At 65.3% G+C, this 22,594-nt stretch carries 20 protein-coding genes and 1 tRNA gene; 11 read left to right on the top strand and 10 right to left on the bottom strand.

Translation table 11 applies throughout. The features are described 5' to 3' along the window. Nucleotides 1–8: 8 nt before the first annotated feature. The 4 genes from ACYJP6_RS11785 to ACYJP6_RS11770 all read right to left on the bottom strand — a co-directional run bounded on the left by ACYJP6_RS11785 (nt 9) and on the right by ACYJP6_RS11770 (nt 3,789). A complete protein-coding gene (locus ACYJP6_RS11785) occupies nt 9–1,250 on the bottom strand; it encodes an FAD-dependent oxidoreductase (protein WP_140216523.1) in 1,242 nt (413 codons plus the stop codon). Between the two features lie 13 nt (nt 1,251–1,263). Then, nucleotides 1,264–2,136: a bifunctional methylenetetrahydrofolate dehydrogenase/methenyltetrahydrofolate cyclohydrolase FolD gene (folD, locus tag ACYJP6_RS11780; protein WP_459475157.1), complete on the bottom strand. Its 873-nt coding sequence runs from the start codon at nt 2,134–2,136 to the stop codon at nt 1,264–1,266. Beyond that, a complete protein-coding gene (purU, locus tag ACYJP6_RS11775; RefSeq protein WP_459475155.1) occupies nt 2,133–2,996 on the bottom strand; it encodes a formyltetrahydrofolate deformylase in 864 nt (287 codons plus the stop codon). Before purU ends, folD begins: the two co-directional genes overlap by 4 nt. A gap of 193 nt (nt 2,997–3,189) precedes the next feature. Next, the gene (locus ACYJP6_RS11770) at nt 3,190–3,789 is read right to left on the bottom strand and encodes a helix-turn-helix domain-containing protein (RefSeq protein ID WP_459475154.1); all 600 of its coding nucleotides are present in this window, start codon (nt 3,787–3,789) and stop codon (nt 3,190–3,192) included. Nucleotides 3,790–4,063: 274 nt separating this feature from the next. Here ACYJP6_RS11770 and glnT point away from each other — a divergent pair, with 274 nt between their 5' ends. The 5 genes from glnT to ACYJP6_RS11745 all read left to right on the top strand — a co-directional run bounded on the left by glnT (nt 4,064) and on the right by ACYJP6_RS11745 (nt 9,975). After that, on the top strand, nt 4,064–5,398 hold the full coding sequence (gene glnT / locus ACYJP6_RS11765) for a type III glutamate--ammonia ligase (protein WP_459475153.1): 1,335 nt from the start codon (nt 4,064–4,066) through the stop codon (nt 5,396–5,398). Between the two features lie 71 nt (nt 5,399–5,469). Continuing rightward, nucleotides 5,470–6,375, top strand: a complete 906-nt coding sequence (locus tag ACYJP6_RS11760; protein WP_459475151.1) for a class II glutamine amidotransferase — start codon at nt 5,470–5,472, stop codon at nt 6,373–6,375. A gap of 12 nt (nt 6,376–6,387) precedes the next feature. Then, a complete protein-coding gene (locus ACYJP6_RS11755; RefSeq protein WP_459475150.1) occupies nt 6,388–7,071 on the top strand; it encodes a GltB/FmdC/FwdC-like GXGXG domain-containing protein in 684 nt (227 codons plus the stop codon). Between the two features lie 18 nt (nt 7,072–7,089). After that, the gene (locus ACYJP6_RS11750) at nt 7,090–8,415 is read left to right on the top strand and encodes an FMN-binding glutamate synthase family protein (RefSeq protein ID WP_140216510.1); all 1,326 of its coding nucleotides are present in this window, start codon (nt 7,090–7,092) and stop codon (nt 8,413–8,415) included. Between the two features lie 246 nt (nt 8,416–8,661). Further along, nucleotides 8,662–9,975, top strand: coding sequence for an ammonium transporter (locus ACYJP6_RS11745; protein WP_459475148.1), 1,314 nt, complete (start codon nt 8,662–8,664; stop codon nt 9,973–9,975). Between the two features lie 47 nt (nt 9,976–10,022). On the opposite strand, the gene ACYJP6_RS11740 is transcribed toward ACYJP6_RS11745, so the two are convergent. From ACYJP6_RS11740 to ACYJP6_RS11715, 6 genes are all read right to left on the bottom strand, one after another. Beyond that, nucleotides 10,023–10,247 (bottom strand): DUF2188 domain-containing protein, encoded by a 225-nt coding sequence (locus tag ACYJP6_RS11740; protein WP_459475147.1) that lies wholly within the window; start codon nt 10,245–10,247, stop codon nt 10,023–10,025. A gap of 115 nt (nt 10,248–10,362) precedes the next feature. Then, nucleotides 10,363–11,796 carry an aldehyde dehydrogenase gene (aldA, locus tag ACYJP6_RS11735; protein WP_459475146.1) on the bottom strand — a complete coding sequence of 478 codons (1,434 nt, stop codon included), beginning with the start codon at nt 11,794–11,796 and terminating at the stop codon, nt 10,363–10,365. Nucleotides 11,797–11,809: 13 nt separating this feature from the next. After that, complete coding sequence (locus ACYJP6_RS11730; RefSeq protein ID WP_459475145.1) at nt 11,810–12,610, bottom strand: aldolase/citrate lyase family protein; 801 nt, start codon at nt 12,608–12,610, stop codon at nt 11,810–11,812. Nucleotides 12,611–12,630: 20 nt separating this feature from the next. Further along, complete coding sequence (locus tag ACYJP6_RS11725) at nt 12,631–13,965, bottom strand: MFS transporter (protein WP_042133913.1); 1,335 nt, start codon at nt 13,963–13,965, stop codon at nt 12,631–12,633. Between the two features lie 21 nt (nt 13,966–13,986). Beyond that, nucleotides 13,987–15,171: an L-rhamnonate dehydratase gene (gene rhmD / locus ACYJP6_RS11720; RefSeq protein WP_459475144.1), complete on the bottom strand. Its 1,185-nt coding sequence runs from the start codon at nt 15,169–15,171 to the stop codon at nt 13,987–13,989. Between the two features lie 12 nt (nt 15,172–15,183). Continuing rightward, nucleotides 15,184–16,482, bottom strand: coding sequence for an MFS transporter (locus ACYJP6_RS11715; protein ID WP_459475142.1), 1,299 nt, complete (start codon nt 16,480–16,482; stop codon nt 15,184–15,186). 183 nt (nt 16,483–16,665) lie between these two features. Between ACYJP6_RS11715 and ACYJP6_RS11710 the strand changes: the two genes are divergently transcribed. The 6 genes from ACYJP6_RS11710 to ACYJP6_RS11685 all read left to right on the top strand — a co-directional run bounded on the left by ACYJP6_RS11710 (nt 16,666) and on the right by ACYJP6_RS11685 (nt 22,589). After that, nucleotides 16,666–17,613: a LysR family transcriptional regulator gene (locus tag ACYJP6_RS11710; RefSeq protein WP_459475141.1), complete on the top strand. Its 948-nt coding sequence runs from the start codon at nt 16,666–16,668 to the stop codon at nt 17,611–17,613. Between the two features lie 164 nt (nt 17,614–17,777). Further along, nucleotides 17,778–17,854, top strand: a tRNA-Asp gene (locus ACYJP6_RS11705). A gap of 155 nt (nt 17,855–18,009) precedes the next feature. Beyond that, nucleotides 18,010–18,585: a hypothetical protein gene (locus ACYJP6_RS11700; protein ID WP_459475140.1), complete on the top strand. Its 576-nt coding sequence runs from the start codon at nt 18,010–18,012 to the stop codon at nt 18,583–18,585. A 402-nt stretch (nt 18,586–18,987) separates the two neighbouring features. After that, entirely contained in the window at nt 18,988–19,968 is a 981-nt protein-coding gene (locus tag ACYJP6_RS11695) for a TIM barrel protein (RefSeq protein WP_459475139.1), read from the top strand. A gap of 63 nt (nt 19,969–20,031) precedes the next feature. Further along, on the top strand, nt 20,032–21,072 hold the full coding sequence (locus ACYJP6_RS11690) for a sugar ABC transporter substrate-binding protein (protein ID WP_459475138.1): 1,041 nt from the start codon (nt 20,032–20,034) through the stop codon (nt 21,070–21,072). A gap of 17 nt (nt 21,073–21,089) precedes the next feature. Further along, nucleotides 21,090–22,589, top strand: a complete 1,500-nt coding sequence (locus tag ACYJP6_RS11685) for a sugar ABC transporter ATP-binding protein (RefSeq protein ID WP_459475137.1) — start codon at nt 21,090–21,092, stop codon at nt 22,587–22,589. The last annotated feature ends 5 nt before the right edge of the window (nt 22,590–22,594 follow it).

The following is a 22,594-nucleotide window of genomic DNA, read 5'->3' as shown; positions in this document are numbered from 1 at the left end:
AAAGCTCCTTAGTGGCTGGCCGCAGTGGCGCCCATCTCGTTGACCTGCTGGAAGCGGCTGAACCTATCCAGGCCGAAGGGGGCGATGAGTTCGGGCACCCGGCCGCCGCTGGCCACCAGTTCGGCCATGGTCTTGCCGCAGATGGGCGTGGCCTTGAAGCCCCAGGTGCCCCAGCCGGCGTCCAGGTAATAACCGTCGATGGGCGAGAGGCCCATCAGCGGGCTGTAGTCCGGGGTCATGTCGGTCATCCCGGCCCATTGGCGCATCAGCTTGGCGTTGGCCATGAAGGGGAACATCTCGATGGCGTGGGCCAGCAGGCTTTCCTTGAGGTCCAGAGTCGAGCGGGTGTGGTACAGCGGATAGGGGTCCGAACCGCCACCGAAGACGATCTCGCCGCGGCTGGTCTGCTGCACGTAGCAGTGCAGGGCGCTGGAGCTCACCAGGGGATCGAGGAAGGGCTTGAACGGCTGGGTGACCATGGCCTGCAGCGGATAGGTGTGCAGCGGCGCGCGGATGCCCAGCTTGTTCATCAGCAGCGAGCTGGTGCCGGCCACCGCCTGCACCGCGCAGCCACAGCGCACGGTGCCACGGTTGGTCTTGATGGCGGCGATCCTATTGTTCTCCACCACGAAGTCCTGCACCTCGGTCAGTTGGTGGATCTCCACGCCGCGCTTGGCGGCCTGCTTGGCGTAGCCCCAGGCCACGGCGTCGTGCCGCGCCGTGCCGCCGTCGATGTGCCACAGCCCGGCCAACACCGGCAGGTGGCCCGGATCGAGGTTGAGGCAGGGCACCAGCTCGCGGATCTGCTGGCGATCGATCAGCTCGGTGCGGCCGCCGAAGTGCTTGTTCACCTCGGCGCGCTGGCGGAAGGCGCGTACCGTGGCGTCGGTGTGTGCCAGGGTCAACTGGCCACGCTCGGAATACATGATGTTGAAGTCGAATTCGTTGGACAGCTCTTTGAATAGCCGTACCGACTCGATGTAGAACTTCACCCCTTCGCTGGTGAGGTAGTTGGAGCGGATCACCGCGGTGTTACGCGCGGTGTTGCCGCCGCCCAGATAGGCTTTCTCCAGTACCGCCACATTGGTGATGCCGTGGTACTTGGCCAGGTAGTAGGCGGTGGCCAGGCCATGGCCGCCACCGCCGATGATGACCACGTCGTAGCTGGATTTGAGTTCCTTGGGGGGCGGCAGATCGACCTCCACCGGATAGTCGGCGGAGAGGCCATATTTCAACAGGCTGAAAGGCATGACGGACTCCCGGTCAGGTCGCGGCGGCGTGTGGGTGCTGGCGCTGGGCGGCGCTCAGGGTGTTGTGCAGGAGCAGGGCGATGGTCATGGGCCCGACCCCGCCCGGTACCGGGGTGAGGGCGCTGGCGACGCTAGCCACGGCGGGGGCGACATCGCCCACCAACCGGGCGTTGCCCTCAAGCTCCACGCGGTTGATGCCGACGTCGATGACCACCGCGCCGGGCTTGACCCAGTCGGCGGTGATCAGGCCGGGTTGGCCGGCCGCCGCTACCAGGATGTCGGCCTGGCGACAGAGCGCCGCGGCGTCCCGGCTGCGTGAATGCACCAGGGTCACCGTGCAGTGCGCCTGCAAGAGCAGGGCGGCCATGGGCTTGCCGACGATATTGGAGCGCCCGACCACTACGGCGTGGCGCCCGCTGAGATCGCCCAGGTGGTCCTGCAGCAGGTGCAGGCAGCCGGCCGGGGTACAGGGCACCAGGCCGGGTTGCCCGAGGGCCAGGGCGCCGACGTTCTCGCGATGGAAGCCGTCGACGTCCTTGTCCGGGCGAATCGCCTGGATCACCGCGGCCTCATCGATCTGCGGCGGCAGCGGCAGCTGCACCAGAATGCCGTGCACCTCGGGATCGGCATTGAGCGCGGCGATCAGGCCGAGCAGCTCGGTCTGCTCCAGGGCCGCGGGCAATTCATGGCTGAGGGAGCGGATACCCACCTCGCCGGCGCGGCGGATCTTGTTGCGCACGTATACCTGGCTGGCCGGATCGCTGCCCACCAGGATCACCGCCAGGGCAGGCTGGATGCCGCGCTCGCGCAATTCAGCCACGTCCCGTTCGACCCGTTGCAGCAGGCGGGCGGCGGCCGCCTTGCCGTCGATGCGCAGGGCGCTCATCGGAATACCACCACGCGATTGCCATTGAGAAACAGGCGGTGCTCGATGTGGTACTTCACCGCCTTGTACAGCGCCACCGTCTCGGTGTCCCGGCCGATGGCGACCAGGTCGTCGGGGCGATAGCCGTGGTCGACGCGTTGTACCTCCTGCTCGATGATCGGGCCTTCGTCGAGATCCGAGGTCACGTAGTGGGCGGTGGCGCCGATCAGCTTGACGCCGCGCTCAAAGGCCTGGTGATAGGGCTTGGCGCCCTTGAAGCCGGGCAGGAAGGAGTGGTGGATGTTGATGGCGCGCCCGGCCAGTTCCTTGCAGAGATTGTCCGAGAGGATTTGCATGTAGCGCGCCAGCACCACCAGTTCGGTACCGGTTTCCTCCACCAGGCGCAGCAGTTCGATCTCCTGCTGGCGCTTGTTGTCCTTGGTCACCGGCAGGTAGACGAAGCGGATGCCTTCCCGCTCCGCCATGGGGCGCAGGTCCAGGTGATTGGAGACGATGGCGGTGATCTCCATCGGCAACTCGCCCTTCTGGTGGCGATAGAGCAGGTCGGTGAGGCAGTGATCGAACTTGCTCACCATCAGCAGGACACGGGTAGGGCGCTCGTTGCTGTACAGCTCCCACTCCATGCCGAAATCACCGGCGACTGCGGCAAAGCCATCGCGCAGCGCCTCTATCCCGGCATTGGCGCCGGCATTGAAGCGGAACAGGGTGCGCATGAAGAAGCGCTGGGTGAACTCATCGTCGAATTGGGCCATCTCGGCGATGTAGCAGTCATTACGGGCGAGGTAGGTGCTGACCGCCGCCACGATGCCGGAGGTGGCTGGGCAGCTGACATTGAGGATGTAGGTGGGCAAGGTTTCCATGGGCGCGTCCGGATTTCACCAGTGAAGGAAGTTTTTCGCTGTCGCGGTATTTCCTGTTGGGAATATAAAATTCACGGAAGCTTTTATAGGGCAAGGAGAAGCCCTCGTCTAGCGTCGAGTAATAAAAATTTCCTGTCAGTTATCTGGTGGCTGTTTCACCGGTGAATCGGTCTTTCACCGGTGACGACGAGGTTCAGCCGTCCTTGAAGGTCATGATCGACAGCAGCTTGATCGGCACCTGGGTCAGGCGCTCGGGGCCGTGCGGAATGTCGCTGTCGAAGGTCAGGCTGTCGCCCGGATTCATCTCATAGAGATGATTGCCATGGCGATAGACTAGGCTGCCTTCGAGCAGATGGAGAAACTCCGTACCGGGATGGGAGAAGGTGGGGAATTCCTCGCTGGCATCGTCCATGGAGACCAGGTAGGCCTCGAGACTCTTCTTTGGCCCGCGAGAGTGGTTGAGCAGATGGTAGGTGTGGCCCTTGTCGGTTCCCCGACGCACCACCTCCAGTCCCTCTCCGGCCTTGACCAGCAAAGCATCGCGCTCCTGCTGATCATACTGGCTGAACAGCCGCGACAGGGGCAGGCCCAGGGCATCGCATAGCCGGCCGAGGGTTTCCAGGCTGGTGGAGACCTGGGCGTTCTCGATCTTGCTCAGCATGCCTTGGCTGATACCGGCCATGCGCGCCACGTCGGCGGTCTTGAGGCCCTGGTCTTGCCGTTGGCGACGAATCTGGATGCCGATGTACTGCTCGATCTTCAGGCGTGGCTCACGACTTGAGGTTTCTTGCATCATTTTAGTTTAGGGAATAAAAAATTCGCACCAGTAAAGTGCAGGGCGAGGGGAAGACGCCAGCGGCGTCTGGTGTGAGAGCCATCATGCCGGAAAAACGCCAGCTGGGCTGTAGCCGCGAATTTCCTTGAGCCTCAGGGCCTTAGCAGCCCGCATGACAGATCTTGGCATACCAGGCTATCCGTGCCATCCGACTTGGCAAACTCCTTGCTTTCCTGATGAGAAGAATAAATTCCCATTGGGAATATAGTCGATCTCAACTCAGGAGCCTGTCATGTTGCCCAGTGAAACCCAGCGCCTCATCGATCAGCACGGTATCCGCTACGTACTGGCCCAGTTCGTCGATATCCATGGCTCTGCCAAGACCAAGTCCGTACCGGTGGCGGGGCTGGCAGCCGTGGCGGAAGAGGGCGCGGGTTTCGCCGGCTTTGCCATCTGCGGCATGGGCATGGAGCCCCATGGCCCGGACTTCATGGCGCGTGGTGATCTCGCCACGCTGATTCCGGTGCCCTGGCAGGCCGGTTATGGGCGGGTGGTCTGCATCGGCCACGTGAACGGCAAACCCCATCCCTACGACAGCCGCTACGTGCTGCAGCGCCAAGTGCAGCGGCTGAGCGAGCGGGGTTGGAGCCTCAATACCGGCCTGGAACCGGAATTCTTCCTCATGCGTCGCGACGAGGGCGGCAAGCTTTCCCTGGTCGACGGCAGCGATACCCTGGACAAGCCCTGCTACGACTACAAGGGCCTGTCGCGCTCGCGGCTGTTCCTCGAAAAATTGACCGAGGCGCTGCAGCCGGTGGGTTTCGACATCTATCAGATCGACCACGAAGACGCCAACGGCCAGTTCGAGATCAACTACACCTACAGCGAAGCCATGGAATCGGCGGATCGCTTCACCTTCTTCCGCATGGCGGCCGGCGAGATCGCCAACGAGCTGGGCATGATCTGCTCCTTCATGCCCAAGCCGGATCCCAAGCGCGCCGGCAATGGCATGCATTTCCACCTGTCGCTGGCCAGCGCCACCAGCCGCAACCTCTTCCACGACGACAGCGATCCCCGCGGCATGGGCCTCTCGCGCCTGGCCTATCACTTCCTCGGCGGTCTGCTGGCCCATGGCCCGGCGCTGTGCGCCTTCGCCGCGCCCACGGTGAATTCCTATAAGCGTCTGGTGGTGGGGCGTTCCCTGTCCGGTGCCACCTGGGCACCGGCCTTTATCGCCTATGGCGCCAACAACCGTTCGGCGATGGTACGGGTGCCCTATGGCCGCCTGGAATTCCGCCTGCCCGATGCCGGTTGCAATCCCTATCTGGTCACCGCCGCCATCATCGCCGCCGGTCTCGATGGCATCGAGCGCGAACTCGATCCGGGTGCGCCCTGCAACGAGAACCTCTACAGCCTGAGCCTGGAAGCCATCGCCGCGCGCGGCATCGAGACCCTGCCGCAGAGCCTCAAGGAGGCCTGCGACGCCCTGGATGCCGATCCGCTGTTCCGCGAGATGCTTGGGCCGGAAATCGTCGACGAATTCATCAATTTGAAGCGCATGGAGTGGGTGGAATACAGCCGCCACGTCTCCGACTGGGAGATCCAGCGCTACATCGAATTCTTCTGATCGCTGTGGATTTTTCCTGACTGTTCTTCGGGCGCCCTGACGCGCCCTCTGCCTGCGAAGGAGTGACACCCATGTGTGGAATCGTTGGACTCTATCTGAAGAACCCGGCGCTGGAGGCCCAGCTCGGCAGCCTCTTCGAGCCCATGCTCGAAGCCATGACCGACCGGGGCCCGGACAGTGCCGGCTTCGCCATCTATGGCGACGAGGTGGCCGAGGGCTGGGTCAAGCTGACCCTGCAGGCCACCAGCGCGGGCTACGACTTCGCCGGCCTGGTCGCCGCCGTGCAGCAGCGGCTGGGCGCCGAGCTGGACTGGTTCCAGAACGCCAGCGCCATCGTGCTCAAGGTCCAGGCGCCGGAAGCCGAGGTGCGGGTGGCTCTGGCCGAACTGGCGCCGGAGGTGCGCATCATGAGCGCCGGGCGCAGCATCGAGATCCTCAAGGGCATGGGCCTGCCGCAGGAGATCGCCAGCCGCTTCGGCCTGGCCGGCATGCAGGGCAGCCACATCATCGGCCATACCCGCATGGCCACCGAGAGCGCCGTGACCCTGGAGGGCAGCCACCCGTTCTCCACCGGCGCCGACCTCTGCCTGGTACACAATGGCTCGCTGTCCAACCACTCGCGGCTGCGCCAGAACCTGCGGCGCGAAGGCATCGCCTTCGAGACCGAGAACGACACCGAGGTGGCCGCCGGCTATCTGACCTGGCGCCTGCGCGAGGGCGACAGCCTCAAGCAGGCACTGGATCGCTCGCTGGAAGACCTGGACGGTTTCTTCACCTTCGCCATCGGCACCCGCAACGGCTTCGCGGTGATCCGCGATCCCATCGCCTGCAAGCCGGCCATCCTTGCCGAAACCGACGACTACGTGGCCATGGCCTCCGAGTACCAGGCGTTGTCGAGCCTGCCCGGCATCGAGCGGGCCAAGGTCTGGGAGCCGGCACCGGCCACCCTGTACGTCTGGGAACGCGAGTCGGCCTGAGGAGCAGCGAACATGAAAACCTTCGATCTCACCCAAACCGCCGTGAGTGACCTCAACCAGGCCCTGCACGACGCCACCCAGACCGCCGTCGAGCGCGAGTGGGTGGTCACCCATCCCAATGGCGCCCACAACCTCGCCGTAGGTGTGAACGACGCCGTGTCCGTGGATATCCACGGCCATGCCGGCTACTACTGCGCCGGCATGAACCAGCACGCCGCCATCACCGTGCACGGCAACGTCGGCGTCGGCTGCGCCGAGAACATGATGTCCGGCTCGGTGCGGGTCAAGGGCAGCGCCTCCCAGGCCGCCGGTGCCACCGCCCACGGCGGCCTGCTGATCATCGAAGGCGACGCCGGGGCGCGTTGCGGCATTTCCATGAAGGGCGTCGACATCGTCGTCGGCGGCAGCATCGGCCACATGAGTTGCTTCATGGGCCAGGCCGGGCGCCTGGTGGTCTGCGGCGATGCCGGCGAGGCCCTGGGCGATTCGCTCTACGAGACGCGCATCTATGTGAAGGGCAACGTCGCCTCCCTGGGTTCGGACTGCATCGAGAAGGAGATGCGCGCCGAGCACCTGGCCGAACTCCAGGAATTGCTCGACACCGCCGGCTTCGCCGAACGGGCCAGCGACTTCAAGCGCTATGGCTCCGCCCGGCAGCTCTACAACTTCAAGGTCGACAACGCCTCGGCCTATTGATCGCGCAGGAGAATCGCCATGACTGACCAGAACACCCCCGTGCTGCGCGAATCGGCCACCTTCGATCGCCTCACCATCCAGGAAATCCAGCGCGCCGCCGAGACCGGCATCTACGACATCCGCGGTGGCGGCACCAAGCGCAAGCTGCCGCACTTCGACGACCTGCTGCTGCTGGGCGCCAGCGTCTCGCGCTACCCGCTGGAAGGCTACCGCGAGAAATGCGGTACCGATGTGGTACTCGGCACCCGCTTCGCCAAGAAGCCGATCCACCTGAAGATCCCGGTGACCATCGCCGGCATGAGTTTCGGTGCGCTCTCGGCCAATGCCAAGGAAGCCCTGGGCCGCGGCGCCAGCATCGCCGGCACCAGCACCACCACCGGCGACGGCGGCATGACCCCCGAGGAGCGCGGCCAGTCCCAGCACCTGGTCTACCAGTACCTGCCGTCGCGCTACGGCATGAACCCCGACGACCTGCGCAAGGCCGACGCCATCGAGATCGTCCTGGGGCAGGGCGCCAAGCCGGGCGGTGGCGGCATGCTGCTGGGCATGAAGGTCACCGAGCGGGTGGCCGGCATGCGTACCCTGCCCATCGGTGTCGACCAGCGCAGCGCCTGCCGCCATCCCGACTGGACCGGCCCCGACGACCTGGCGATCAAGATCGCCGAGTTGCGCGAGATCACCGACTGGGAAAAACCCATCTACGTCAAGATCGGCGCCAGCCGGCCCTATTACGACGTCAAGCTGGCGGTCAAGGCCGGCGCCGACGTGGTGGTACTGGATGGCATGCAGGGCGGCACCGCGGCGACCCAGGAGGTGTTCATCGAACACGTCGGCATCCCCATCCTGCCGGCCATTCCCCAGGCGGTGCAGGCGTTGCAGGAGATGGGCATGCACCGCAAGGTGCAACTGATCGTCTCCGGTGGCATCCGCAATGGTGCCGACGTGGCCAAGGCCATGGCGCTGGGCGCCGATGCCGTGGCCATCGGCACCGCCGCCCTGATCGCCTTGGGTGACAACCATCCGCGGCTAGACGCCGAACTGCGCAAGCTCGGCTCGGCCGCCGGTTACTACGACGATTGGCAGAACGGCCGCGATCCGGCCGGCATCACCACCCAGGACCCGGAACTGGCCAAACGGCTGGACCCGGTGGAAGGCGGACGCCGCCTGGCCAACTACCTGCGGGTGCTGGTGCTGGAAGCCCAGACCATGGCCCGCGCCTGTGGCAAGTCGCACCTGCACAACCTCGATCCGGAAGATCTGGTAGCCCTCACCATCGAGGCCGCCGCCATGGCGCGCGTGCCGCTGGCGGGCACCCAATGGATCCCGGGGCAGACTGGGTTCTAGTTGGGTAAGAGCAACTGCCATGGCCGCGATAGACCGTAGGTTGGGTTGAGCGGAGCGAAGCCCAACGTCGCCCCAAGGCCGGCAATGTTGGGCTTCGACGATAAAGCCGTCTCAACCCAACCTACGGCGGCCCGCCATGGCCGCGATTAGGCGGCATGCAAAACGTCATTTCGGCCAGGCAGCGTTGGGCGCCTGGCCGTATGGCGAATGACGTTCCCTTTCATCCCTCAGCGAAGGAAGCTCGACATGATCGGTAAAGGCAAGGCATCTGCGGTTCTGGTGGCAGCCCTCGGGGTGCCTGGTATGGCCCTGGCACAGGACGCCAAGCTCGACAGCGGCGATACGGCCTGGATGATGATCTCCAGCGTGCTGGTATTGATGATGTTGGTGCCGGGCCTGGCGCTCTTCTACGGCGGTCTGGTGCGGGCGAAGAACCTGCTCTCCATCTTCACCCAGAGTTTCACCGTGGCCGGGGTCATAGGCGTGCTCTGGGTGGTCTATGGCTACAGCCTGTTCGCCGATACCCACGGTATGGTAGCCGGTGAGTTCAACCTGCACAGCGTGATCGGCGGCTTGCAGCACTGGATGTTGCTCGACGTGGTGCGCGATAGCCAGGTCGGCAGCATTCCGGAAAGCGTCTTCGCCACCTTCCAGATGACCTTCGCGCTGATCACCCCGATGATCATCGCCGGCTCCTTCGCCGAACGGATGAAGTTCAGTGCCGCAGTGCTGTTCTGCGCCCTCTGGTTCACCTTCTGCTACCTGCCGCTGGCGCACATGGCCTGGAGTGGTCCGGGCGGCCTGCTCTACGACTGGGGCATTCTCGAATTCGCCGGTGGCACCGTGGTGCATATCAACTCGGGGGTCGCCGGCCTGGTGGCCTGCGTGATGCTCGGCCATCGCCGGGGCTACAGCACCCAGGCCCTGCCACCGCATAACCTGGGCTTCGCCCTGACCGGGGCGGCCTTGCTGTGGGTCGGTTGGTTTGGCTTCAACGTCGGCTCCGCGGTGGCCGCCAGCGCCAGTGCCGGCATGGCCATGCTCACCACCCAGATCGCCGCCTGCGCCGGTATCCTCGGCTGGCTCGCGGTGGAATGGCTGCGCACCGGCAAGGCCAGCGCCCTTGGCGTTGCGTCCGGTGCCCTGGCCGGTTTGATCGCCATCACCCCGGCCTGCGGTTTCGTCGGTCCGGCCGGCGCCCTGGTGATGGGGCTGCTGACCGGCGCCATCTGCTACGGCGCGGTGGTTTATCTCAAGCGCACCTTCGGCTACGACGATGCCCTCGATGCCTTCGGCCTCCACGGGATCGGCGGCATCGTCGGCTCGCTGCTCACCGGCGTCTTCGCCAGCAAGAGTCTCGGTGGCTACCAGGACATCGCCATCGCCAGCCAGGTGTTCATCCAGCTCAAGAGCGTCATTTTCACCGTGGTCTTCTGCGGCGTCGTGACCTTTCTGGTGCTCGGCATTACCCGGGCACTGACCCGCGGTCTGCGTGTCGACGAAGAGGTCGAGGAGCAGGGGTTGGACCTACTCCAGCACGGCGAAAAAGCCTACGGCTGAGCTAGCCATCAATCAGCCACCGGAGCCAATCCGGTGGCTGCCTACCGTCAGCCCTTGGACTGCGCCGGATCCGCACTGCGCGGATAGGTGCGTTCTTCCTCGATGCGGCCGTCACCGGTATGGATCTTGACGCTGCCGGTCTTGCCTTCCATGTACTGCGCGGTCTGGTGGACGATGGCGTCCTTGGTCGAGGCCTTGAGCAGGGCGCGACCGCCTTTCTCTTCTCTAAGCTCCCAGCCGGTCTCGCTCGGTTCGATGTGATAGTTCTGCATCTGGTCTCCCTAGGGCCTTAGGCCCGTGCCTGGTCTTGGGTTGCGTCTGTTTCGACCCGCTTTCGCCCGAGAACATTCGAGCGAGGCGGCCTGGTGCAGGACCAGGCAGAGACTCTCAACCCTGCAGATAGACCACCTGGGTGTGGGTGTACTCATAGAGGCCGTGCTTGCCGTCGGCGCCGCCGATGCCGGACTTGCGCACCCCGGCATGGTAGCCCTGCATGGCCTCGAAGTTCTCCCGGTTGATGTAGGTCTCGCCGAAGTCGATCTCGCGCATGGCGTGCATGGCCTTGCCCAGGCTGCGGGTATAGACGGAGGAGGTGAGGCCGTATTCGCAGTCGTTGGCCAGGGCGATGGCTTCGTCGAGATCGTCCACCACCTGGATCGGCAGCACCGGGCCAAAGATCTCTTCGCGCATGATCGGCATGTCCGCGCGACAGTCGGCCAGCACCGTGGGCTGGAAGTGAAAGCCGCGACCCAGGTCGGCACGACGGCCACCGGTGACCAGCCGGGCGTCCTGGCCGAGGGCGACGTCGACCTTGGCCGCCACCTTGTCCAGGCCGGCGGCGTTGATCAGCGGTCCCATCTCCACGCCGGTGTCGGCCTGGGGGTCGCCATAGCGGGTGGCGGCCATGGCCCGGCCGATGCGCTCGATGAAGTCCTCGGCCACCGCGCGCTCCACATAGACCCGTTCGGCGCAGTTGCACACCTGCCCAGTGTTGATGATGCGCGAGTCGCGGATCGCCCGGACCGCCAGGTCCAGGTCGGCATCGGCCAGGACGATGGCCGGCGCCTTGCCGCCCAGTTCCAGGTTGAGCTTGGTCAAATTGGGTGCGGCAGCGGCCATGATCCGCGAGCCGGTGGCGACGCTGCCGGTAAAGCTGACCATGTCGATGCCGGCATGGGCGCTGAGCTGACCGCCCACCGCGCCGGCGCCGCTGACCAGATTGAAGACGCCAGGCGGCAGATCGGTCTCGGCCACCAGCCGGGCGAATTCATGGGCATTGATCGGGGTTTCTTCGCTGGGCTTGATCACGATGGTGTTGCCGGTGAGCAACGCCGGCGCCAGCTTGCGGGCGATCAGAAAGAACGGGAAGTTCCAGGGCAGGATGCCGGCCACCACGCCCAGTGGCTTGCGCAGCAGAAAGATCTGCTCGTCGGGTCGGTCGCTGGTGATGATCTCGCCTTCGATGCGCCGCGCCCACTCGGCCATGTAGTCGAGGTAGTCGGCGGTGAAATTGACCTCCACCTCGGCCAGGCCACGGATCTTGCCCTGTTCGGCGACAATCGTTTGGGCCAGTCGCGGCGCCTGCTCGCGCAGCTTGGTGGCGATGCGTCTGAGATAGCCGGCCCGCTCGATTGCCGGTTTGCGGGCCCAGGCCTTTTGCGCGCGGCGCGCGGCGGCGATGGCCTGGTCGACGTCCTCGTGGCTGGAGGCCGGTACCCGGGCAAGGGCCTCGCCGGTGGCCGGGTTGTGGACGAGAAAGTCCTCGGCGGCCGGCAGGAAACGGCCATCGATATAGTTCTGGTAAAGGGGCAGATCGGCCATGGCGGACTCCGGGTCAGTAGGTGCGAGAGGGTGCTTGGGGCGCATCCAGCGGGCGATAGCGGGCCAGGTTGGTCAGTGCCGCCTGGCGGAACAGGCTGATGTCGATGCCGACGGCGACGAACTGGCAACCCCAGTCGCGATAACGCCGGGCATCGTCTTCCTGGGGCGCCAGGATCCCGGCCACCTTGCCGGCGGCGCGGGTGGCGTCGATGGCGGCGCGGATGCGCGCCTGCACCTCGGGGTGGCCCGGATTGCCGGCATGGCCCAGGCCGCTGGAGAGATCGGCCGGACCGACGAAGACGGCGTCCACCCCTTCCACCGCGGCGATTTCGGCGACATTGTCGCTACCCAATCGCGATTCCACCTGGACGATCAGGCACAGCTCGCGATGGGCGTTGTGCAGGTAGTCGGGCACCGCGTCCCAGCGGGTGGCGCGGGCCAGGCCGCCGCCGACGCCGCGGATGCCATGAGGGGGATAGCGCATGGCCCGCACCAGGGCGCGGGCCTGGCCGGCGGTCTCCACCATGGGCACCATCAGCGTCTGCACGCCAATGTCGAGCAGCTGCTTGATCAGCACCGCATCGCCGGTCACGCAGCGCACCACCGGCGCCGTGGGGTAGGGCGCCACCGCCTGCAACTGGGCGAGGATGCTGGGCACCGTGTTGGGGGCGTGCTCGCCATCGATCAGCAGCCAGTCGTAGCCGGTGCTGGCGGCGATCTCGGCGGCATAGCCGGTGGCGAAGCCGGCCCAGAGGCCATAGAGGGTATCGCTGCCCGTGAGGCGGGCCTTGAAGGGATTGCGTGGCAGGTCCATGACGGTGGTCTCCAGGAAAATCAGGAAGGGGTGTCGGGCAGGCGCACCAGCAGGCCGTAGCTCAGGGCGCCGGCCACCGCGACCGCGGCGGCGATGCCGAGGGCGAGGCCGAAGGAGCCGGTCTGCTGGACGATCATGCCGGTGATGACCGGGGCGAAGGCGCCGCCGAAGTAGCCGCCGAAATTCTGGATGCTGGCCAGCGAGGCGACCTGGTGCGAGGGCACGGCGACGCTGACCAGCGACCAGGTGCCGGCCACCGCCACGTTGAGGCTGAACAGCGCCAGGCTGAAACAGAGGATGACGCTGCCGATGCCGGTCACCCCGGCGCTGCACAGGGCGAACAGCCCGGCTGCGGCCAGACCGCCGCAGATCGGCAGCTTGCGGCTGAAGGCCAGGCTGCGCCCGCTACGGGTCAGGCGATCCACCAGCAGGCCGCCGCCGATCACGCCACAGGCGCCGGCCAGGAACGGCAGACTGGCGACCCAGCCGGCCTGGGACAGGGACAGGTGGTGGACCCGCTCCAGGTAGGCCGGCAGCCAGGTCAGGAACAGCGACAGCATGTAGATGATGCCCACGTAGCCGATCACCACGCCCCAGGTCAGGCGGCGGCGGAACAGCCCCAGCCAGTCGGCGAAGGTCAGTCGCTGGCCGGCGTCCTGGGGGGGCAGCCCGGCGTCCAGGTGCGCCCGCTCGGCGGCGTCCAGCGCCACCTGGACCCGATCGCGATAGCTCAGGTACCAGAGCGCCGCCACCAGGACGCCCAGCACGCCCATGGCGATGAACATCTGCCGCCAGCCCAGCCACAGCAGCAGGGCGGTGAGGATCGGCTGGGAGATCGCCGGTCCCAGGGAGGAGGAGAGGTTGAAGATGCCGGAGGGCAGGCCGCGCTCGCGCACGTTGAACCACTCGCTGACCACCTTGGCGCCGGCCGGGAATTGCGGCGCCTCGCCGATGCCCAGGCCGACGCGGGCGAGGATCATCAGGTGCAGGCTGCTGAGCAGCCCGAGCACGCCCTGGGCGATGGACCAGAGGCAGATGCCCAGGCCGAGGGTCAGGCGCGCGCCGAAGCGATCCAGCAGGCCGCCGATGGGCAGCTGGGCGAAGGCATAGGCCCAGGCGAAGGCCGACAGCAGCAGGCCCATCTCGGTCGGCGTGAAGCCCAGTTCGCCGCTGATGGTCTGGTTGGCGATGGCCAGGGTGCTGCGGTCCAGGTAGTTGACGAAGCCGGCCAGCACCAATAGCGCCAGGGCGATCACCTGGACCCGCTTGAGCCGGGCGCTCTTGGGTGGCAGCGGCGTCGCCGCGGGGCGCGCATCCGGCAGGGGCGTCGCCAGGGTGTCTTGGGTCGCTTTCATCCAGCCCTCCTGGGCAAGGCCTCAGTGGCGATAGGGACGTTCCAGGGCGCACTCCGGATTGAGGCGCACGCCGAAGCCGGGCCGATCCAGCGCCGAGGCGCGCATGCGGCCGCGCACCGGGACGGGTTCGTCGAGCAACTGCGGATGGAACATGGGCACCACCTCGTCGGCCTTGGGCGCCATCATCAGGAACTCGGCGAAGGGACTGTTGGTGCGGGTGATGACGAAGTGGTAGCTGTAGACCGAGGAGCCGTGGGGCACCACCAGGGCGTTGTGGGCATCGGCCAGGGCCGAGATGCGGATCAGCTCGGTGAGGCCGCCGCACCAGCCGACGTCGGGCTGGAGGATGTCGCAGCAACCCATCTCCAGCAGCAGGCGGAAACCCCAGCGGGTGGCCTCGTGTTCGCCGGTGGTCACCAGCATGCCCTTCGGCACGTTGCGTTTGAGTTCGGCATAGCCCCAGTAGTCGTCCGGCGGCAGCGCCTCCTCGATCCACTTCAGGCCGAATTGCTGGGCGCCCTGGGCCAGGCGGGTGGCGTAGTTGAGATCGAGGCTCATCCAGCAGTCGAGCATTAGCCAGAAGTCGTCGCCGACCCGCTCGCGTATGGTCGCCAGGGCCTCCAGGTTCTTGCGCAGGCCTTCCTCGCCCTCGGCCGGGCCATGCTGCAGCGGCAGCTTGCCGCCGATGAAGCCCATCTCCTTGGCCAGGTCCGGCCGGGCGCCGGTGGCATAGAACTGCAGTTCGTCACGTACCGCGCCGCCGAGCAACTGGTGCACCGGCTCCTGGCGCAGCTTGCCGAGCAGGTCCCAGAGCGCGAGATCCACCCCGGAGATGGTGTTGAGCACGATGCCCTTGCGCCCGTAGTAGAGGGTGGAGAGGTACATCTGGTCCCAGATCTTTTCCAGGTCGGTGACCTTGGCACCCTCCAGGAAGCGCGCCAGGTGCCGCTCGACGATGAAAGCGCCCAGCTCGCCGCCGGTGGTGACGGCGAAGCCCACGGTGCCGTCGCTGGCCTCGACTTCCACCACCAGGGTGCCCAGCACATTGATGCCGAAGCTGCGCCGGCTCTGGCGGTATTCCGGGTACTTGGCCATGGGCGTGGCGATGTGGTCGTCGATCCAGTGGCCGTCGCCCTGGTCGTGGTAGTCGGCGCCGCCGCCGCGAAGGGTGTAGGCGCGGACCTGCTTGATGGTGGGTAGGGTCATGGCGAGGCTCCCTTAATGACTGGGCGTGAGCTGAGGTTGGGGATCGGCCTGGTCGCGGCGGCGCAGGCCGAGGATCAGGGCGGCGGCGACCAGGGTGGTGCCGGCGAGGAGATAGAGGCCGGCGCCGGGGTGGGCGAAGGTCACCTCGGCCCAGCGCTTGGCCAGGGGCGCGATGAAGCCGCCGATGGCGCCGCAGGTATTGATCAGGGCGATGCCGCCCGCGGCGGCGCTACCGCGCAACTGGTCGGACGGAAAGGTCCAGAACAGCGGCTGCACGGCGATGAAGCCGGCGGCGGCGAAGCACAGGGCGATCAGCGCATAGAGCGGCGAGAAAGTCACCGAGGCGGCGATGCCCAGGCCGGAGATGGCCAGGGTGGCGGCGGCGGTGCGCCGGCGTTCGCCGGTGCGATCCGACCAGCTGGGGATCAGCCAGGCGGCGAGCAGGGCGCAGATCCAGGGAATCGCCGAGACCAGGCCGACCAGCAGCCCGACCTTCTGCCCGAGCAGCCCGGCCACCTGGGTCGGCAGATAGAAGACCACGCCATAGACGCTGGCCTGGATCAGCAGGTAGATGCTGCACAGCAGCAGGATGCGCGGCTGTCCGAGCAGGCGCAGCAGGCCGCCATGGTGCGGCTTGGCGGCGTCCTCGGCATCCAGCGCCTGTTGCAGCGCCTGCTTTTCCGCATCGCTCAGCCAGCGGGCATCACGCGGCCGGTTGTCCAGGTAGAACCAGGCCCAGATGCCTACCAGGCTGGCCAGCACCCCTTCGACCAGGAACATCCACTGCCAGCCGTGCAGATCGCCGAGGCCGTCGAATTCCAGCAGCAGGCCCGACAGCGGACTGCCGAAGATGAAGGCCAGGGGGGCGCCGAAGTAGAAGAAGCCCAGTGCCCGGGCGCGGTAGCGCGAGGGGAACCAGTAGGTGAGGTAGAGGATGACGCCCGGGAAGAAGCCGGCTTCGGCCACCCCGAGCAGAAAACGCAGCACATAGAAGGCCGTCGCCGTGTGGGCGAACATCATGGCGGCGGAGATCAGGCCCCAGCTGACCATGATCCGGCACATCCACAGCCGGGCGCCGACGCGGTGCATGATCAGGTTGCTGGGAATCTCGAGAAAAGCGTAGCCGACGAAGAAGACCCCGGCGCCAAAGGCGAAGGCCGCGTCGGAGATGCCGGTGTCAGCCTGGAAGGCGACCTTGGCGAAACCCACGTTGGCCCGGTCGAGAAAGGCCATGACGTACATCAGCAGCAGGAAGGGCAGCAGGCGCCGGGTGACCTTGGCGACCAGCCCTGGAGACAGGGTGGTGTGCATGGCGATCTCTCTTGTTGTTGTGATTCGGCCACGGGTCAAGGTAGTCGCAGTTGCAATGCCTGGATAATCGCTTTTTGTTTAGGGCCGATACCCTTAGGGTATCGGTACGAGGCGAGGGCCTGACCAGGGCCTGCCACGCTCAGGACGCGCACGCGTCGTCGATCACGCACCAGGACGCTACCGATGAACGCCTCCCCGCATACCCGCGCTCTGTTCAATCGCCTGCGCTACAAGCACCTGTTGATGCTGGTGACCCTGGCCGGTACTCGTAACCTGCGCCGCGCCGCGGAAGCCCTGCACATGTCCCAGCCGGCTACCACCCGGATGCTGCAGGAGGTCGAGGAAGCCTTTGGCTGCGCGTTGTTCGAGCGGCAGTCGCGGGGCTTACGTCCCACGGCCTTGGGCGACCAGGTAGTGGACTTCGCCCGCCGCGCCCTGAGCGGCCTGGATCGCTGCGCCGAGGACCTCGATGCGCGGCGCTCCGGTGGCTACGGCCATCTGGCGGTGGGCGCCATCATGGGCGCCTTGCCCGATCTGGTGGTGCGGGCCATCGCCGAGAGCAAGGCCCGCCAACCGGGCTTGCAGCTGCGCATCCTGGGCGATACCAGCGACCAGCTCACCGAGTTGCTGGAGCAGGAGCGGATCGATGTCGCCATCGCTCGCTTCACCAGCCCGGCCGATCTCGGCCGCTTCACCTTCGAGCCGTTGGGTAATGAGCACCTGGCGGTGGTGGTGCGCACCGGACATCCGCTGGCCGGGCGCGCCGTACCGGATCTGGCCGAGCTGGTCGAGGAATGGCCCTGGATCCTGCAACCCGAGGCGAGTCCGGCGCGGGTCGCCCTGGAGGCCGCCTTCGCCCGCCGCCAACTCCCGCCCCCAGCGGACATCATCGAGTGCGGCTCGGTGTTCGCCATGCTGCAACTGGTGCAGATCACCGACGCCATCCTGGTGCTGACCGAGGCCGTGGTGCGCGATCATCTGCGCACCGGTCTCATGGTGCCGCTCGACCTCGAGATCACCGAACCCCTGAAACCCTTCGGCATCCTGCTGCGGGCGGGGCAGGTGCCGGGCACAGCGCTTCAAGGCTTTCTCGAGCTGCTCAGGCGGCAGGCGGGCAGGGGTGTTGACTGAGTCCTACCGGGGCATCCGTGGGTAGCGCCGCCGAGTGCAGAAATATTTTCCTAAGCCTGTTGTTTCTTCCCTGATAAATCAGTATCTTAGCGGCCGCTGGTGCAGAGAACCCCGCTGAACAGGTTCGCTGCTTAAGCCAGCCGGATGCCGCAAGGCTTCCATGCGCAGCGGTAGTTCAGTCGGTTAGAATACCGGCCTGTCACGCCGGGGGTCGCGGGTTCGAGTCCCGTCCGCTGCGCCATCTATCTCTCGCGAGCTCTGCCTCGCGGGTACCTAAAGAAGCGGCCCTCGTGGCCGCTTTTTTTCGTCTTGTCTTTCTGTCGCGCCATCTTGCCGGGGCGAAACCCCGACGCTTCGTTGGCCTCCAACGCCTATCGTCGATGCGCGGGAGCGGCCATGAAGATTGCCTGTCTGGGTTGGGGTTCGTTGATCTGGAAGGCAGCAGAGTTGCCGGTCGCTTCATGCTGGTTCACCGATGGCCCCTGGTTGCCCGTCGAATTCGCCCGGGAAGGCGACAGCGGCGAACTGGCCACGGTGCTCTGTGCGGATGTCGCCGAGGTGCAGGTGCTGTGGGTCTGCCTCGATGTCGCTAGTCTCGAAGAGGCCCGCGACGCCCTGCATGAGCGTGAAGGGGTACCCAGGGAACAGCCGGAATGCATTGGCAGCTGGCCGAGCGGGCCGCAATCGGCCTTTCAGACCAGCATCGGCCAGTGGGCGGCGGCCAAAGGCCTGGATGCCGTGGTCTGGACCGCCTTGCCGCCGCGCAGCCGCGGCCTCAACCGACGCATGCCATCCGCTACTGACGCCCTGGATTACCTGCGCAAGCTCGATCCCGACCGCCAGGCCCATGCGCGCGACTACATCCGGCGCACCCCGGTGGCCATTACGACGGCTTACCGACGGCTGTTCGAAGAAACCTTCAATTGGCATCCCCTGCCAGAGGCGGCGCCAGACGTGGAATGCGCCAGCTAGAACGCGGCCGATCACCAGCCGACCTTTCCCCGTCCACTTGAGACTAGGGCGTCCAGCCTCAAGGCCTGATCCGCGTGTCTGGTTCCATCGGTAGGCCAGCTGCAGTGAGTCTGGGCCGCAGAGCCCTGCGACCCTGCGCGCGGCCACGGCCTGCGCAGGGGGAAATGACGCCAGCGGAAGCCCAATGTCCACGGCGTGGAGTCCTGGCAAGGAGCCATGACGGTGCATCTTCCAGTGCCTTCCCGTTGAAAGTGTGACGCCATTCTTCGTCTTCCAACCGTCCATCGAGCGAACCGGTGCATTTGCTCTTGCACGGCACGCCAATCCGTGTACCTTATCTATAGCTTTACGAAAAATCGTGAAGAAGGAAAGTACATTACGAGATTGTCGAAGGATGGGGCCATGTCTGAACTCAAGTTTGCTACACGTCTGAACTCGTTCGCTTCCGGGGCGCATCGCTACTGGCCGGAGCAGCAGGGCAAGCCTTCGGTCATGCAGATGATCGCCCGCGCCGGTACCGCGAAGGGTCTGACTCATCTGGACCTCAACTACCCCCAGCACCTCACGACCGATATCGACACCCTGAAACACGGAATCGAAGACGCAGGCCTGGCGGTGAATGGCATGCAGATGCGTTGGGATGCGCCCCAGTTCAAGATCGGCGCCTTCACTCATCCAGATGCTCGGATCCGGCGTGAAGCGATCGAGCTTACCAAGCGCGGTATCGACGCCGGTCGCGAATTCGGTGCTTCCCTGATGACCCTGTGGATGGGGCAGGACGGTTTCGATTATTGCTTCCAGGCCGACTACAAGAAGATCTGGGAGGATGCGGTCAGCGCCGTCCGGGAAGTCGCGGAATACGCCCCGGATGTCGACGTCAGTATCGAATACAAGCCCAACGAGCCCCGTGCCTTCAGCATCTTCCCCAATGCCACGACCTGCCTGCTGGCGGTGGAGGAGGCCGGCTGTGCCAACCTGGGTATCACCCTGGACTTCGCCCATGTGCTGTTCGCCAACGAAGTCCCGGCCTTCGCCGCGGCCATGGTCGCCCGCCGCTCACGCCTGCTGGGCTTGGATCTCAACGATGGTTGGGGCAAGCGTGACGACGGCCTGATGGTCGGTTCGGTCAACCCGCGCGCCACCCTGGAGTTCCTCTGGCAGATGCAGCGGGATGGCTATCGGGGCGCCTACTACTTCGACACCTTTCCGGATGCCAGCGGCCTCGATCCGGTGCGCGAAGCGGAAACCAACATCGCGACGGTCAAGCGCCTCCTCAAGCTGAGCGAGCGCCTCAATGACAACCCGGCCTTGGCGGAGGCCATCAGTCGCCAGGATGCGGTCGCCTCGCAGCAGATCGTCAACGACCTCCTGTTGGCCAGCTGATCTCGCGGCGTATGCCGTTCATAAACCGCTAAGTCTTAACAATAACAATAGAAGGCCCGAAAAATGAGAAGACTGTTGCTCTCCGCAGTGGTGTCGGCTTGGCTCTGCTCCAGTGTCCAGGCCGCCGATCTGACACCGCTGAAGTCCGATAGCGAGCCGGATCGGACCGATTGGTCCCAGCTCGATACCCGCTATGGGCCGCTGCCGAAGACCGAGAAGAAGCTGAAGGTCGGCGGGGTGTCCAAGACGCTGACCAACGAATACTGGCGACTGCTTGGCCAGGGCTATAAGAACGCTGCCCAAAAGTATGGTGTCACGGTGGAGTACCAGGCCGCCGCCAACGAAGACGACCAGCTCGGTCAGCTATCGATTGCGGAAACCATGATTGCCCAAGGGTTCAACGGCCTGCTGGTATCGCCCCAGACCGATATAAACCTCGAGCCGGCGCTGCAGACCGCCACCAGCAAGCAGATACCCGTGGTCAACGTGAACGACGCGGTGATGCCCAATGCGCCTCACTATGTGGGCAACGTCCAGAAGGACAACGGCGTACGGGTCGCCCGATGGTTCATCCAGAACCGGCCCCAGGGCGGCAAGCTGGCAGTGATCGAAGGCCAGCCCGGCGTCTATGCCGCGGGACAGCGCACGCGTGGCTTCAAGGAAACCATCGCGGCTCAGAACGCCTTCACCATCGTCGCCAGCGTGCCGGCCAACTGGAGCCGGGAGCAGGCGTACAACGCAGCCTCCACGATTCTCCAGCAGCACCCCGACCTGGTCGGCTTCTACGCCAACAACGACACCATGGCCTTGGGCGTCGTCGAAGCGGTGCGGGCGCAGAACAAGGCGGATCAGGTGGCCGTATTCGGCACCGATGGCATCTCCGACGCCTACGCCTCCATCAAGCGGGGTGAGCTGACGGGCACGGTGGACAGCTTTCCGGTCCTGACCGGCGAGGTCGCGATGGACGTCATGCTGCGCCTGATCGAGGGCCAGAAGATCTCGCGGGTCGTCGCGACACCCCAGGCCCTGATCACCAAGGAAAACGTCGACGCGTTTTCTACCAAGGACAACGCCAAGTTGCGTCAACTGCTGACGGCACACTAGCTCGGGGCGGGGATGACATGGAACAGTATCGCTTGATGATGCGTGGCATCAGCAAAACCTACGGCGCGGCTGCCGCTTTACAAGAAGTCGATTTTCTTGTGAAGCCAGGCGAGGTGCATGGCCTGATTGGGGAGAACGGCGCCGGTAAATCGACACTGCTGAACATCCTCTCCGGTGTCCGTGAAGCGGACGCGGGTGAAATCAGCGTCAACGGCCAGCCGGTACAGATGAAGGGGCCGCTCAGCGCCAGGCGGGTGGGGATCGCGATGATTCATCAGGAACTGCAGCTTGTTCCTGAGCTTTCCGTCGCCCAGAACATGTTCCTCGGCCGTCCCTTGACCAAGGCGCACGGGTGCTGGGTCGACAAACAGGCGCAACTGACCAGGGCCCGGGCGATCCTCCAGCAGCTCGATCCAGGCATAGATCCCGACACCGCCATCAAGCACCTCAAGGTGTCCCAGCAGCAGATCGTGGAGATAGCCCGTGCCCTGCTGGACGATGCCAAGATCATCGCCATGGATGAGCCCACCTCCAGTCTCACACCGCGAGAGTTCGAGCGCCTGGCCGAGTTGATCGGGGCATTGAAGGCGATGGGGGTATCGCTCATCTACGTGTCCCACAAGATGAACGAGATCTTCAAGGTCTGCGATCGGGCCACCATCATGCGCGATGGGCGCCAGGTCGGCGTCGTCGACATCCCCGACGAGACCGAGGAAAGCATCGTCGCCAAGATGGTAGGACGGGAGCTGGAAAAGCTCGAGCACAACAGCTACGTCACCGACCGGGAAAGACTGCAGGTGAGCAATGTCAGCCGTGATCGGGCCGTGTTGCCGGCCACTTTCAGCGTGCGCGCCGGGGAAGTACTGGGCATCGCCGGTCTGGTGGGGGCCGGGCGCACCGAATTGCTCAAGCTCATCGCCGGCCTGGACAGGCGCAGTGGCGGTGAAGTCTGGGTGGATGGTCAGCCCGTGCGCAATCACGATGTCCGGGCCGCCATCCGGGCCGGCATCGGCCTGGTGCCCGAGGATCGCAAGAAGGAAGGCATCGTCAAGGCGCGTGCCGTGAAGACCAATCTGGCCTTGCCCTCCATGGCGCGGTTCACCTTCGGCGGGATCATCAAGCGAGCAAAGCTCGATCGCGTCGCCCTCGAGGTCATGAGCGACCTGAAACTGCGGCCGCTGGATATCGATAAGACCATAGGCACGCTCAGCGGTGGCAATCAGCAAAAGGTGATCATCGGTCGCTGGGTGGCTGCGGATACCAAGGTGTTTCTCTTCGACGAGCCAACGCGAGGAATAGATATCGGCGCCAAGGCGGAAATTTACAATCTGATCGAACGCCTGGCGCAGGCCGGTAAAGCCATAGTCGTCGTCTCTTCGGAAATGACCGAGATCTTGCGGATAGCGGATCGTGTGTTGGTCATGCGAGAAGGCCGAATCACCAAAGAATTATCCGGTGATGCCATTACCGAAGAGAATATCGCGCGCTTCGCGATAAAGGATCTGGAAGTGGCCTGACGCCG

This window comes from Pseudomonas sp. No.117, assembly GCF_054558395.1.
Note: the sequence above shows the minus strand (reverse complement) of the source record. Positions and strands in the feature narration are given on the sequence as shown.

Excerpts from the sequence above, each read along its gene's own strand:
- ACYJP6_RS11785 (WP_140216523.1), bottom strand. The coding sequence starts at position 1,250 with ATGCCTTTCAGCCTGTTGAAATATGGCCTCTCCGCCGACTATCCGGTG.
- folD (WP_459475157.1), bottom strand. The coding sequence starts at position 2,136 with ATGAGCGCCCTGCGCATCGACGGCAAGGCGGCCGCCGCCCGCCTGCTG.
- purU (WP_459475155.1), bottom strand. The coding sequence starts at position 2,996 with ATGGAAACCTTGCCCACCTACATCCTCAATGTCAGCTGCCCAGCCACC.
- ACYJP6_RS11770 (WP_459475154.1), bottom strand. The coding sequence starts at position 3,789 with ATGCAAGAAACCTCAAGTCGTGAGCCACGCCTGAAGATCGAGCAGTAC.
- glnT (WP_459475153.1), top strand. The coding sequence starts at position 4,064 with ATGTTGCCCAGTGAAACCCAGCGCCTCATCGATCAGCACGGTATCCGC.
- ACYJP6_RS11760 (WP_459475151.1), top strand. The coding sequence starts at position 5,470 with ATGTGTGGAATCGTTGGACTCTATCTGAAGAACCCGGCGCTGGAGGCC.
- ACYJP6_RS11755 (WP_459475150.1), top strand. The coding sequence starts at position 6,388 with ATGAAAACCTTCGATCTCACCCAAACCGCCGTGAGTGACCTCAACCAG.
- ACYJP6_RS11750 (WP_140216510.1), top strand. The coding sequence starts at position 7,090 with ATGACTGACCAGAACACCCCCGTGCTGCGCGAATCGGCCACCTTCGAT.
- ACYJP6_RS11745 (WP_459475148.1), top strand. The coding sequence starts at position 8,662 with ATGATCGGTAAAGGCAAGGCATCTGCGGTTCTGGTGGCAGCCCTCGGG.
- ACYJP6_RS11740 (WP_459475147.1), bottom strand. The coding sequence starts at position 10,247 with ATGCAGAACTATCACATCGAACCGAGCGAGACCGGCTGGGAGCTTAGA.
- aldA (WP_459475146.1), bottom strand. The coding sequence starts at position 11,796 with ATGGCCGATCTGCCCCTTTACCAGAACTATATCGATGGCCGTTTCCTG.
- ACYJP6_RS11730 (WP_459475145.1), bottom strand. The coding sequence starts at position 12,610 with ATGGACCTGCCACGCAATCCCTTCAAGGCCCGCCTCACGGGCAGCGAT.
- ACYJP6_RS11725 (WP_042133913.1), bottom strand. The coding sequence starts at position 13,965 with ATGAAAGCGACCCAAGACACCCTGGCGACGCCCCTGCCGGATGCGCGC.
- rhmD (WP_459475144.1), bottom strand. The coding sequence starts at position 15,171 with ATGACCCTACCCACCATCAAGCAGGTCCGCGCCTACACCCTTCGCGGC.
- ACYJP6_RS11715 (WP_459475142.1), bottom strand. The coding sequence starts at position 16,482 with ATGCACACCACCCTGTCTCCAGGGCTGGTCGCCAAGGTCACCCGGCGC.
- ACYJP6_RS11710 (WP_459475141.1), top strand. The coding sequence starts at position 16,666 with ATGAACGCCTCCCCGCATACCCGCGCTCTGTTCAATCGCCTGCGCTAC.
- ACYJP6_RS11700 (WP_459475140.1), top strand. The coding sequence starts at position 18,010 with ATGAAGATTGCCTGTCTGGGTTGGGGTTCGTTGATCTGGAAGGCAGCA.
- ACYJP6_RS11695 (WP_459475139.1), top strand. The coding sequence starts at position 18,988 with ATGTCTGAACTCAAGTTTGCTACACGTCTGAACTCGTTCGCTTCCGGG.
- ACYJP6_RS11690 (WP_459475138.1), top strand. The coding sequence starts at position 20,032 with ATGAGAAGACTGTTGCTCTCCGCAGTGGTGTCGGCTTGGCTCTGCTCC.
- ACYJP6_RS11685 (WP_459475137.1), top strand. The coding sequence starts at position 21,090 with ATGGAACAGTATCGCTTGATGATGCGTGGCATCAGCAAAACCTACGGC.